8 protein-coding genes and 1 pseudogene are annotated in these 13,059 nt (G+C 50.3%); 5 read left to right on the top strand and 4 right to left on the bottom strand.

Going from position 1 to position 13,059, the window contains the following annotated elements; all coding sequences use genetic code 11:
- Positions 1-54: 54 nt before the first annotated feature.
- The 3 genes from UNDYM_RS29550 to UNDYM_RS29540 all read left to right on the top strand — a co-directional run bounded on the left by UNDYM_RS29550 (position 55) and on the right by UNDYM_RS29540 (position 5,582).
- Positions 55-1,806: a methyl-accepting chemotaxis protein gene (locus UNDYM_RS29550; RefSeq protein ID WP_162044350.1), complete on the top strand. Its 1,752-nt coding sequence runs from the start codon at positions 55-57 to the stop codon at positions 1,804-1,806.
- A gap of 302 nt (positions 1,807-2,108) precedes the next feature.
- The gene (locus UNDYM_RS29545; RefSeq protein WP_162044349.1) at positions 2,109-5,003 is read left to right on the top strand and encodes a polyprenyl synthetase family protein; all 2,895 of its coding nucleotides are present in this window, start codon (positions 2,109-2,111) and stop codon (positions 5,001-5,003) included.
- Positions 5,004-5,054: 51 nt separating this feature from the next.
- Positions 5,055-5,582 carry a hypothetical protein gene (locus tag UNDYM_RS29540; RefSeq protein WP_162044348.1) on the top strand — a complete coding sequence of 176 codons (528 nt, stop codon included), beginning with the start codon at positions 5,055-5,057 and terminating at the stop codon, positions 5,580-5,582.
- An 88-nt stretch (positions 5,583-5,670) separates the two neighbouring features.
- Here UNDYM_RS29540 and UNDYM_RS29535 read toward each other — a convergent pair whose 3' ends face one another.
- From UNDYM_RS29535 to UNDYM_RS29520, 4 genes are all read right to left on the bottom strand, one after another.
- Positions 5,671-8,067, bottom strand: coding sequence for a S8 family peptidase (locus tag UNDYM_RS29535; protein ID WP_162044347.1), 2,397 nt, complete (start codon positions 8,065-8,067; stop codon positions 5,671-5,673).
- Positions 8,068-8,088: 21 nt separating this feature from the next.
- Entirely contained in the window at positions 8,089-9,063 is a 975-nt protein-coding gene (locus tag UNDYM_RS29530) for an AAA family ATPase (protein WP_162044346.1), read from the bottom strand.
- Between the two features lie 499 nt (positions 9,064-9,562).
- Positions 9,563-9,712 carry a hypothetical protein gene (locus UNDYM_RS29525; protein WP_162044345.1) on the bottom strand — a complete coding sequence of 50 codons (150 nt, stop codon included), beginning with the start codon at positions 9,710-9,712 and terminating at the stop codon, positions 9,563-9,565.
- 177 nt (positions 9,713-9,889) lie between these two features.
- Positions 9,890-10,120 (bottom strand): hypothetical protein, encoded by a 231-nt coding sequence (locus UNDYM_RS29520; protein WP_174244974.1) that lies wholly within the window; start codon positions 10,118-10,120, stop codon positions 9,890-9,892.
- 232 nt (positions 10,121-10,352) lie between these two features.
- On the opposite strand from UNDYM_RS29520, the pseudogene UNDYM_RS29515 reads away from it, so the two are divergent.
- Both UNDYM_RS29515 and UNDYM_RS29510 read left to right on the top strand, forming a co-directional pair.
- Positions 10,353-11,731, top strand: a pseudogene (locus UNDYM_RS29515) (PLP-dependent aminotransferase family protein).
- A gap of 413 nt (positions 11,732-12,144) precedes the next feature.
- Positions 12,145-13,008: a DUF6544 family protein gene (locus tag UNDYM_RS29510; protein WP_162044344.1), complete on the top strand. Its 864-nt coding sequence runs from the start codon at positions 12,145-12,147 to the stop codon at positions 13,006-13,008.
- Positions 13,009-13,059: the final 51 nt, after the last annotated feature.

Here is a 13,059-nt window from a genome sequence, read left to right as displayed (position 1 = left end):
CAAGCACTACTGGCTTTCTTCGACGTATTGTCGTCCCTTTTACCGGGAGTTGTGATGAAGATTTTTTATAACCTGAGAATCTCAGCCAAGCTGTTTGTTGGCTTTGGTTTGCTGTTGCTGTTGACGATATTCCTCGGCATATTTTCCATTACCATGCTGGCCAAGGTGAACCAGAACGCCTATGAACTGGGCACCAACTGGATGCCCAGCGTGAACGCCGCCATGGGTATCAAGGAAAGAGTATCGCGCATACGCTCACAGGAAGCACAACTGGTTTCAGCTGAAAATGCCGAAGAGGTCGAAAAATACATAGGCCGCACCAAGGAAGCTGTCACCGGCCTCAAAGAGAATGAAGCTGAGTATTCACGCCTGATTTCTGATCCTGATGAAAAAAAGCAGTTTGAGGAATACAGCAAGTCTATGACCGAGTATTTGCAAATCTCGGACAAGATGGCGGCACTGGCAAAAGAGGGGAACAGCAAGGACGCCATGGTATTGATGCGCGGTGACTCTTCCAAGCTCAATACCAAAGTACGTGCTCTCGTCGATAAAATGGTCAAGACCAATGTCGAGGGTGGTGTTGATGCCTACAAGCGTGGTGCTGAGTCTTATGAGTCTTCACGCACCCTGATTATCATCGTCCTTGTCAGCAGTATCGCCCTTGGCATATTGCTAGCGGTCGCGATTGCCCGCATTGTGTCACGCCCCTTGCAAGATGCTGTCAGGGTCGCTCAGACCGTGGCTGCCGGTGATCTGACCAGCCATATCGAATCACGCACCATTGACGAAACCGGCTTGTTATTGCAAGCTTTAAAAGAAATGAACCAGAGCCTGTTACAGGTAGTCAGCGAAGTACGCCAGGGCACCGATGAAATCGCCGCTGCGACGACAGAAATTGCCGAAGGCAATATGGACTTGTCCAACCGCACTGAAAACCAGGCCAGCTCACTCGAAGAAACCGCTTCTTCCATGGAAGAGATTACCTCTACCATCAAACACAATAGCGACAATGCACGCCAGGCCAATCAGTTGTCCCACTCTGCATCTGCCGTGGCACAAAAGGGTGGCGATGTGGTGTCGCAGGTGGTTAATACCATGGGTTCCATCAATGAATCCTCGAAAAAAATCGTCGATATCATCGCCGTCATAGACGGGATTGCCTTCCAGACCAATATCCTCGCCCTGAACGCAGCGGTAGAAGCGGCTCGTGCCGGTGAACAAGGGCGCGGCTTTGCCGTAGTCGCATCAGAAGTACGCAACCTCGCGCAACGCTCTGCCAGCGCCGCCAAGGAAATCAAGGAGCTCATCAACGATTCTGTCGATAAAGTCGGCCAGGGTACCCGTCTGGTGGATCAGGCCGGTGAGACGATGAAAGAAGTCGTCGATAGTGTCAAACGTGTCAGCGACATCATCAGCGAAATTACTGCTGCTGGCACCGAACAAAGTGCCGGCATAGAGCAGATCAATATTGCCGTTACCCAGATGGACCAGATGACACAGCAAAATGCTGCCCTGGTAGAAGAGGCGGCAGCGGCGGCTGGCGCATTGCAGAACCAGGCACAAAACCTGAGCCGTATAGTCAGCGTCTTCAAACTGGATCAGACTCAGGTCAGCACACCCAAAGCTGCCTCCAAACCGGCAGCAGTCGCCAGCATGACTGACAAGCCCCTGGTGCGCAGCCTGCCCAAGCCGGCAGCTAAATCTGTAACTAAACCTGTAGCCAAGCCTGCCGCCAAAACCGCAAACCCCGCAGCCCCCAGAAAAGAACCCGTGGCGGCGGCAGCCGATGACTGGGAAGAGTTTTAATCCTCAATAAATTTCTCAGCACACTTGAACTGAACCCAAAACTGGAGCACCAGATTTTGGAGTTCAGTTTATTTTTTAAGGATCAATTCAAGACCTGAGCTAACAGGGATAAATTTATCGACAATTATCTGCCTGCTGACATCACAAATACTTTCCTTACCACGCCGGAATGTCTGTTTTTTTATACAAATGCCATCCCGCCCGCACTTACCTTGCCCAAGACCAACAGACTGCCAGCATAATACCTGCTGATTAATTGCGGATGAGCTTATCTCCGCGACCTTATCCCGGGAGACAGCTCGTTGAAGCAGACTAGAGTATTGATTGCTGGTGCAGGCATTGCAGGTTTGACGGCGGCGCATGAGCTGGCCGAGCGTGGTTATCTCGTGACGGTGGTAGAGGCGCTGGCTGTGCCGGGTGGCAAGTCGCGCAGCATTCCAGTCGAGGGTTCAGCCGCTGCTGGTCAGCAAGAGCTGCCGGGCGAGCATGGTTTTCGCTTCTTCCCCGGCTTTTACCGGCATATCCCTGACACCATGGCGCGCATACCCTGTGTGCTTGCGGATGGTTCTTATGGCAGCGTGGCAGACAACCTCGCGCATACTTCGCGCACGCTGGCGCTGTCCAGGAAGGGGCGCTGGGAAGTGCCCAACCAGTTGCGTTCATCATCACGTGATGCGGCATCGCTGCTGTCTTTTCTGTATGATCTGTTTGTGGGCGTGGGCAGCGGTGTCGATGTACCGCGTGAAGACATGCTGCATTATGTGCGCTGCGTGTTCACCATGCTGACCAGTTCAGACGAGCGCCGTTTTGGCGAATTTGAAAACATCTCAGCCTGGGATTATTTCCAGGCACCGTCACGCTCTGAGGCTTATCAAAAATATGTCATCAATGCCGTAACGCGTACACTGGTAGCTTGCCGCGCGGCAGACATGAGTGCGCGCTCCAACGTGGTCGTGGGCATACAGCTGCTCAGCGATATTTACCGCAGTTGTGCCGACCGCGTACTGAATGGCCCAACCAGTGAAGTATGGATAGCACCATGGGTCACACACCTGCAACACCTGGGCGTGGAGTTTATCCAAGGTGTGTCGGTAGAAAATGTGCTGTGGGATGGCGATGCTGCAAGGGCGCTGCAGCTCAGCGATGGCACAGAGCTAGAAGCCGATCACTTCATCCTCGCGCTACCGCTGGAAGCCCTGCAAGCCATCAGCAATGAAGACATGCTGGCGAGAGCGCCCAGTTTCGCCAGGCTGGATGAACTCAAGACCGAATGGATGAATGGCATCCTGTTTTATCTCGGCCAGGATATAGAACTCAATCACGGGCATACGATATTTCTGGATACACCGTGGGCATTGACCTCGCTATGCCAGCAACGCTTCTGGCCACGCGGGCTTACCCAATATGGCGATGGCACCGTGCGCGGCATACTCAGTGTTTGCATCTCTGATTTTGATGCACCTGGTGATTACATACGCAAACCCGCAAAGGATTGCACGCCCGCAGAAATACAGGAAGAAGTCTGGCAACAAATCCTGGCCCACCTTGCACCGGCAGACCGGGCAGAGCTGGAAGCTGCTGGTGTGATCGCCTGCTCGATAGACCCGTCCTTGCGCTGGACAGAACAGGGCATGGAAAACGATGCGCCGCTGTTCGTCAACACTGCCGGTTCATGGGCGGCGCGGCCCGAGGTAGATATAGGCATCAGCAACATGTTTGTGGCTGGCGATTTTGTGCGCACCACTACCGATGTGGCGACCATGGAAAGCGCGAATGAATCAGCGCGTCTTGTCGTCAACCGCATACTTGATGTGACCGCATCAAGTGCCGCACGCTGCCAGTTATTCCCGCTGGAAGAACCGACAGCGCTGACGCCACTCAAGGTCATAGACAAACTGCGCTTTGAAGCAGGCTTGCCGCATCTGCTGGACCTGGTGCCGGTATTCTCAGGCGAAACCATCGCCTGGCTGGGTGGCATGACCAGCCGCGTTGCCGAATATTCTGTCAAGGCGGGCGACATCGTGCGCCAACTCGGCTGGGACCAGCGCCTGCCGGAGTTTGAATCCAAGGCCATGCGCTTTATCAACAACCTTAGCAGAGGCGTGGCACCGGCATCCAAATGGGCCAGCAATGCGCCTGACTCGAAATCAGGCACAGCAGAAACGCAGACCAATATATCCGGCGTCAACACGCTGATCAACGATGTCGTCGGCTCCATCAATGACAAGGCGCTGGCAGACGACCTCGATAAATTGCGTGCGCGTTTAATCAGCGCGCTGGACCAGACCGACAAGCACTTCAGAGAATACGGTGCCAGCCACCAGCGTCATCTTATCGATGGCGTACTGGCAGATTCGCTATTCCAGTCCGGCAAACGCCTGCGCGCAAGCTGCGCCCTGCTGTGTTCCATGCTGATGCGACGCTTCTTGTCAGAAGAAGCGGTGCAGGTCGCCATCATCACAGAATCGATACACGCCGCCACCCTGCTGCACGACGACATTATCGATGAAGCCGACCAGCGACGCGGTCACCCCACTGCATGGAAAAAATATGGCGTCGGTGCCGGTGTGCTGGCAGGCAACCTGCTGGTCTCGCGCGCCGTGCGCTCACTGTACCGCATAGGCTATAACGGCCTGGCAGACGACTTGTTTGAAGTCATAGAATCCATGATCGCCGCCGAGTCCGACCAGCTATCAGGCCGCCGCAACCTGGAAGCCTGCGAACAGGATTACCTGCGCATCATCGACGGTAAAACCGCCGGCCTGTTCGCCTGGTCCTGCCGCGCCGGTGCCACCGTAGGCGGCTGCAACGCCGCCACAGTGAGCGCCACAGCCAATTTTGGCCGCCACATGGGCCTGGCCTTCCAACTCATCGACGACATCATCGACCTCGCCCCCGATACGAACGACACAGGAAAAACCCGCTACACCGACCTCAGCACCGGCCTGCTGACCTACCCCTTGCTACTGGCACGCCAGCGCGACCCACAAGGTTTTGATGCGCTGGCGGCGAATGGTTTTGCTGATGCTGTAGAGGTCAGTGCATGGCTGGTCGCCAATGAGGCGCTGGAGGATACGCGGGCTGAGGCTGCGAGACAGATTGCGATGGGGGTGGAGGCTTTGCTGCCAGTGCGGCATTCTGCGGCGAAGGTAACTTTGATTGAGTTGGCGCGGGCTTCGATTAGGCGGTTGCGGTAAAATAGAGATGCAAACAACCTTTCTCAAATTACGATCTAAATTCTATTGTTCATGAATCTCGCACCAGATGACGTCAAGACAGCGATTTCAATCTTAGCTTTCGCTGTTTCACTCTTCTCACTTTATGTCACTAGAATTAATTGGATTCAATCAAACCGTCCTGTCATATCTGCTTTCGTCGATGAGCATAGTTCGGGAAATATGGCTGCGACATATAATCTAATTATTGCAAACACTGGCAGTCGCCCAGCGGTAAATGTCCAGTTACACGCTTCGCAAGAAAAATTATCTAGCCTACTCGACGTGAATGCAGAATCAGAGAAATTGGATTCTATCTCCATGATCTTCTCATCACAGAGCAAAATTTCTCTGCTAAGAAATGGCGAAGAATTGAGTACGTCATTCGGAGCTACAATCAATAATCCTTCTGAGAAACCCTGGTTATGCTACGGGACAGAAATTGAGATTTCTATAAGCTACCAAGATTTAGAAGGCAGAAAACATAAATCCAAACAACCTTTAAAGATCTATGCTCGCGAGGGATTTGGCGGCAATGTCTGGGTCGATCCCAAAGTCTAAATTTCCCTTCAATGCAACAATTTTGAATACTGTAGCAGTGAGCATTCCTAACTCCAGACATTACCAGCTAGTTACATAGTAATTGTTTCTAAACTCGTACACGTTCCTGTTCTTGAACTTCAATACGGCTTTGTATCTGCGCATAGAGTTGTGCTTCAGCATTATCCCTATCTGTAACAGTTACCACCAATGCATACGATTCGTTTTTGCTACACAGCTCATTTCCCCAACCCAAACGATCTTGGCGAGTTACCACAATGAACCATTTGACTTGCGGCGACAACTGCTTAAACTCCCATGTCGAAGATTGCACAGTACCTTTATCTCTAGCTTGCGCACTAATCGAACGATTACTTTTGGCATCGTCATTTCTAACTTCAGTATCCAATTGAGTTTCATGATTAAACGACTTTTGTACCTCTTCTAACGAGCTTCCTTTAACCAATCGGAAGAAAATCTTTGTGGCTACATAGTCTAATCGTGTTGTCCGCACTGGAGGCGAGTAAGCTAGCGAAACTCTTAACTCTCTTTTTGCTCTATTTGAGCGCAAAAAAGAATCGGGTAAAGGTAATTCAAAAAACTGATGTGAGTCCTGTTCTATTACTTCTTCAGAAAACAGTACTACTGCGGATTCTGATGAACGAAACAAGGTATCAGTATCCACAAGACCATATCCTAGAACATCATGAAATAAATTACTTCCATATTTTTCTTTGTGGCTATCTTTCAGTTCATCAGTAAAAATTTCATTCGCTTGCTGAGGCAATACTGCATGATTAACGAGCATTGCCCTTAACAGATTTGCAGAAGACCCCGGGTATTCATTGAGTATCCTGCCAGCTAAATGGGTAATATATGGTGCAGCAAAACTAGTACCAGAAATTTCTTTTAGCAGCGTTTTCCCAACGAAATCATGATGTAGTGTCAGCACTCCCATTCCCCTGGCATCACTTTTCCACTGATTTCCCTCTTGTCTCATCGGAGAAGCAAGGTTCCCTCCTGTAGCCACTACATCTGGCTTAATTGCTCCTTTGATTGATGGGCCATGTCGAGTAAAAGGTGACGGCTGACGATCAGATGCTGGAGACAATGCATGAATCTCGGGGTAACGCTGCTCATTTATATGTGCGTTATGCCTAGCAACACTACCTACTGTAAGAACGTTTAGAGCAGGTGCAGGATCAATAATTATTGACTCTGGGCACGTCAAATATTTAGGATACTCAGCCCTCCAACTTTCACGAGGAACGGGCGGAGTGTCTGATCCATTAAAATTGCCTGCCGACACAACGAACAGTACGTTATATTCGCGGGCCAATTTATCTAATAAATATGCGACCCCCTTTATATGTCTATTGTCGTAGGGAGCATTACGATTGCCAATCGACAAATTGAAAATCCTGCACCCATGAATAGTATGGAAATAATGCACTGCGCTACTCAATACTGTCTCAATCGTTCTTGGATCAAATTGCGCTTCACCCGTAAGCTTATCTAGACAAAGTATCTTCCCACCAAACAACCATAAGTCAGGTTTCCAGTAATTACTTTCGGCACAAGCTTCTATATCTCCATACAATGCAATCCCGGCTACGGCTGTACCGTGGCCAACATCATCGTCTTCGGCTACCCCATTAATGAAGCTAGTATTTTCTGCGACGGCTGATCTAAGTAAAGGATGATTAGTATTTATACCACTATCTAAAATACAGATTCTGGCGCTATCTTGATTTGGAGAAGGTAATTGATTTGGAATATCAGAAATATCAATATTCAACTGTGCGTGCTGTATTCCTGATTGAGGCAATAAATCAACATATCGCACATCACTATGTTCAAACAGCAAATCTGCTTGAGTAGCGTTAACTTCTAGCCTATATAGTAAAAGGCTGTCTAAGCTGATGAGGTCGATTTGATGAATCCCTTTGCTAGCCAACCAACTCCCAAATTCTGCAACTAAACGAGTTCTCAAGGGATGGTTACTTGCTTCTATAGGCCAAAGTTCTACGTCAAGTCTAAATAAAGGGCTGTCAGGCAAACCATAATATTTGATAGCCCAACTCTCACGATCTTGGCGAGTCCAATTACCAACACTCTCCAATGCTGTAAGAATTTGCTTGTAAGTTAGTTTACTATCATCCAAACCCAAAAGTGATAAGTGATTTGCAAACTGAACTAATCCAGATTCATTTGCAAATGCAATGCAAATCCCTGCGTCCTCTTGACTGATGAATTCAACACCATGCTTATTCAAGTGCTGAATATCAAGCATACCGATATGCTCTAACTTGAGGACAAATCGATTGGCATTTGAAGAATTTTGCTTGCGTGCCTCAAAGATGGCCTCTTGGAGAAGACTACCTAGTTTTTGCCCGTGAGTAGCTAGGTCGCCACGCTTAAAGACAGGAATTTTATATTGTCGTGTTCGTCGATCATTTATGAGTTTTTCTTTCTTGATACGGATATGTTTATACAGTTCTGCCATTGTTAGCTTCCCCAATAATCCCTACCGCCTAATTTCCTTGCTTCGTGCGCTAGAAAGATCTTTAAGATTGAGAAATTCTTGACCTTTGAGAATATTGCGTTTGATCGCACGGCGAACTACGCGCTCAATATCTGCACCACTTAGCCCATCAAATAAATCAAGAATCTCTACCTGCTCAGTTTCAAATTGTCTGCGGACGCCACGCAATTTAGAACGTAAAATTGCTTCTATCATTTCGCGAGAAGGCTTTGAAAATTCAAAAACATCATCAAATCTCCGCCAAATTGCACTGTCCAAAATTTGCTCATGATTGGTTGCTGCGATTATCAAACTATTTCCTTGATACGCATCCATCATTTGGAGAACAGCATTAACTACCCGCCGTAATTCGCCATGCTCACTACTGTCAGAACGTTCTTTTCCGATGGCGTCAAATTCGTCAAAAAGCGCAACCATTGGATACTGACTAATATAGTCAAAAACTTTACGCAGGTTTGCTGCGGTTTCCCCAAGAAATGAAGATACCAGTGCATCAAGCCGCACTATCGCCAAAGGAAGGTCCAACTCACAAGCGATAACTTCTGCCGTTAGCGTTTTTCCGCATCCAGGTGGTCCGAAAAAAAGAACCTTACCCGCTGGCCGCATTCCATAAGATCGCAAAATATCCTGCCTGCGATGTTCGCCAAGTAATTCTTCCACAGAAGACAAATTTTCTGGAGGAAGGATTAATTCCTCCAGTGTGCGCTGCGAGTGCCTAATATCAAAAAGTGGCAAACCTCGCTCTTTATCCGTTGGAACTGAAGGGAAGACTCTCGATAACTTTCCCTCGGAATCAACACTAGATGTATAAAGAATTTTTTCTAAATCATTCGCAAGAAGATGGTGTTGCTTTAACCGCTCTTCTTCAATTATTGATTCTGAAGCTAAGCGGAAGCCTTCCTTATCTCCAGCGGTACCCGCTTTCAAAAGTTGTCGCAAGATTTTTCCACTAGCCATACAAGTTCCATTATTTCAACATTAAATGCCAATAAAGCAATTTTTACCATCATATTCCTATTATCTCAGTCATGCTTACCCTTTTGGAGAAAAAGACACAAATTTCAATATTTTCCGCACACCACTCTTTGCAGTGAAAGTTATTGCACGCATAAGCGCTGCTACAAATTCTATACGCTTCAAGGCCCAACAGCCTCCCAGTTTCCACGCTGTAAAGTCAGCAGCATCCTCATCTTTTTTTCAGGCTAAAATTGTCATTCGCCTTGTAATGCAAAACACCCTGCGTGATATGAATATCAATTTCCGATTCCATAGCGTCTTTCAATGCAGTACGTAATTCCGGCGAGCGGGTCTGGCTTTTTCAGGGTCAGGGGAGATGACGCGGTTTAGTAGCAGGTAGGCGTCGTAGTCGCGGGCGGCGAACTAGTTTCTGCTGCCTTCACCACATTGTTTTATATAACGCTCTTGGCAGGCTGTAGTCAGGTTTTAGGAAGGAGGCTTATCTGGTATCGCCCGGGCAGGATAGAGAGACCTGCGATGGCAAAGGTATCGCCTGCAGTTGCGCCTTGTCTATCAACGGTGTTGCTGCGGCATCTTCCAGGCCTTGGCGCATGTAATGGCGGAAACCATAGTCCACATATTCGAGCACTTCAAATGACTTTACTTAGGTCTGTTCTTGCCTTGCATCCGTGCAGCCAGGCACGAAAGCCTGTTGGATATCATGGTCTATTTTTTGGCGGCGCCCTCCCCGCCTGCCGATGCCATCCAAGCGCCGTGTCGAGAATTGCAGCCGCATCACTAAATATCGACCGGCTATTCTTTTCCATCACGGAAAGCTCAAGTCCAAACCGAACGTCCTGGCAAGTACTAAGGTGAGATACCCCAGACCCAGAAGTGATAGCATGAAGATTGCGGCCACCTTGCCGCCCGCACGTAGTACCGCATTCGTCGCCATCTTCTTGCCTTGATCATAATGCCACTTGATGGCGAAGAACATGCCTATGGCGAGCACGAGAAGCTTGAATGTCACCAGGACTATAGGGATCCAATCCATCATTTTGAGTATTTCCAGCTTATTAATGACACTATTTATCGTTGGGAGAGCACTACCGTAAGCACTGCTTCAGCAGCTTCATTTTATGTTCAAGCATTCCCTCAGGCATCCATCGTAGTGATTTGCGGGGTGCAGACGCGAGATGAGGAAACATCGACAACTGCCATGCAAGCATGGTATTGCTGTACGCCCTGATGCATACTACTTGAAAGCAATTTCCATACATTAGGACAAAATGTCCCAGTTGAAAAACATACAAGATGAAGATGTGCCTATCTGGTTGCCACGTTTGGCCGTGCACGGTGGTCCGCGTTTTTTGCAGATTGCGGATGCCTTGCAGGCAGCGGTGACAGAAGGATCGCTGAAACCGGGTGAGCGTCTGCCTACTCAGCGCCAACTCGCAGAACAACTGGACGTCGATTTGACGACGGTCACGCGCGCATACGACGAAGCAAGGCGCCGCAACTTGCTGGAGGGCCGTGGTGCCCGGGGCACTTATGTCGCCGCGCCTAAAGTTGAATTGAACGCCGTCCTCGATCTGAGTATGAATACACCACCGCCACCGGATGGTGTGGATTTCGATGACATGTTGAAGCAAGGTTTGTCTCAGGTACTGATGCGGGCAGATAGTGCATTGCTGATGAATTACCACCTGGCTGGGGGGAGCGACTCTGACCGTCAGGCTGGAGCCAGGTGGCTGGAACCGATGTTTGGACATCTGGATACTCAACAACTTGTTGTCTGTCCGGGTGCGCAAGCGGCGATTGCGGCATTGATACTTGTGCTGACTGAGCCTGGCGATGTCATCCTGGCAGAAGCTATGACTTATCCCGGCTTGCGCGCCGCAGCGGCTCAGTTCGGACGGCGCATTATTGCAGTGGAAGCCGACCAGCACGGGATGCTGCCTGAGATGCTTGAGCGAGCGTGCCGCCAGCACAAGCCTGGGCTGGTCTATCTCAATCCGACTTTACAGAACCCGACCGCCATCACCATGCCGGAACACAGGCGCAAGGAGATCGCCAGCATCGCAAAGCGCTGCAATGTACGCATTGTTGAAGATGATCCCTACTGGCTGCTTGCCGATGCGCCGCCACCACCGATTGCCAGGTTTGCGTCGGAGCAGGTGTACTACATCTCAACGCTGTCGAAATGCCTGACGCCGGGCTTGCGTGTCGCCTTCGTGCTGATACACGACCCGCAGGAACGCGAACGTTTCCTGATCGCGCTAAGATCATTTGCGCTGATGGGCTCCCCCTGACGGCTGCACTGGCCACTCAGTGGATACTCGATGGTTCCGCCAAAGGCTTGATGGAAGGTGTACGCAAGGAGGCGCGCTTGCGCCACAGCATGGTAAGGGATATTCTGGCGGGGCGGTACAGCGGCGCCGGAGACGGCCTGCACGTATGGCTGGAGTTGCCAACGTATTGGAACTCCGCACAGTTTGCGCGTGCAGCTGACAGCGAGGGCATCACAGTCATGCCGGCGGAGGCATTCGCAACTGGCAGTGGAGCAGCAAATGCAATCCGGGTCTCTTTGGGTAGCATCAAGGACCGTGGACGCTTGCAGGCGGCTCTGCAACGGTTGTCTCATCTGCTCGCGCGGCGACCGGCGTAGTTCAGCGCTATGGCGGTTTACATGTCCAGAAAATACTGTACTTCATCCGTGAATCGGTGAGTTAGCACCCTGTATTCTCAACATCGTCTTCGCTCTTTTTCCAGTCCAAAATGGTCATTCGCTGTGGAATGTAAGACACCCTGAGTAATAGGAATATCGATCCCGGATTCCATTGCGTCTTTCAGTGCTGCGTGGAATTGCGGTGTGCAGGCTTTGGCTTTTTTAGCGCCAGGGGGACGCCAGGCTACCCCAAAGGCTCGGGTAACCAGGTTCTGTAGCATCACTGTACCGCTGCCGGATATTAAGTGAGAGCAGCCACGTTATACCTGCTTATGTTTGATACCCAACAGACATGCACTTGCATTTTGTGCATAATCTATTCGAACTCATTTCATCTGACTGGCTATTTCAATATGACCTGGATTGCATCCTTGCTACTAGCGCTGCTTGTTGTCGCCGCCATCTTCGCTGGGCTGGTCATCGTTGGTAGGGCGAGCTGGACAAGTAAGACGCGGGGCTTGCTGGCGCGGCTGGAGAGTACGCGTCTCCCATCAACAACTTTGCGATATAGCGCGCAGGAAATTGAACACCTGCCCGCAACGGTAGCACGATACTTTCGTACGGTATTGAAGGATGGCCAACCCATCATTACTGCTGCAAGTGTTGTGCATGCTGGCAACTTTAACCTGAGTGCGGCGGGTGAACAGTGGAAGTCTTTTACGTCGGCACAGCGGGTCATTACCCGCAGGCCGGGTTTTGTCTGGGATGCACGCATTGCGATGGCCCCGGGCATAGCTGTTTATGTGCATGATGCCTATGTGGGTGGTGAAGGTATATTGACGCCCTCCCTACTTGGCCTGTTGAGCATGCAGGGCGAGATCAGTAAGCGTGACCTGGCTGCAGCCGAGTTCATGCGTTTTTTTGCCGAAGCGGCCTGGTACCCTACAGCCTTGCTCCCCAGCCAGGGTGTGCAGTGGCATGCCGTTGATGAGCATACTGCCAGCGCCACGCTTGCCGACGGTGCAGATGGCAGGATTAGCGCGACCATGCTGGTCAGTTTTAACCAGGCGGGCCTGATTGAATCGGTGCGGTTTGAAGCCCGTGCTGCCATGGTGGGCAAGCTGATTGTGCACACACCCTGGGAAGGACGCTGGTTCAACTATCACGAACGCAATGGCATGCTGGTGCCGTTGAACGGTGAAGCAGCATGGTTGCATGCTGACGGGCGCAAACCCTATTGGCGCGGCACCATCACTGCACTGTCATATGAATTCTAGATTGGTGAGCATCCAGCGCGTGCTTTTTGCATGAAAAAAGGTAGTTCATGA

Source organism: Undibacterium sp. YM2 (genome assembly GCF_009937975.1).
Classification (GTDB): domain Bacteria; phylum Pseudomonadota; class Gammaproteobacteria; order Burkholderiales; family Burkholderiaceae_D; genus Undibacterium.
Note: the sequence above shows the minus strand (reverse complement) of the source record. Positions and strands in the feature narration are given on the sequence as shown.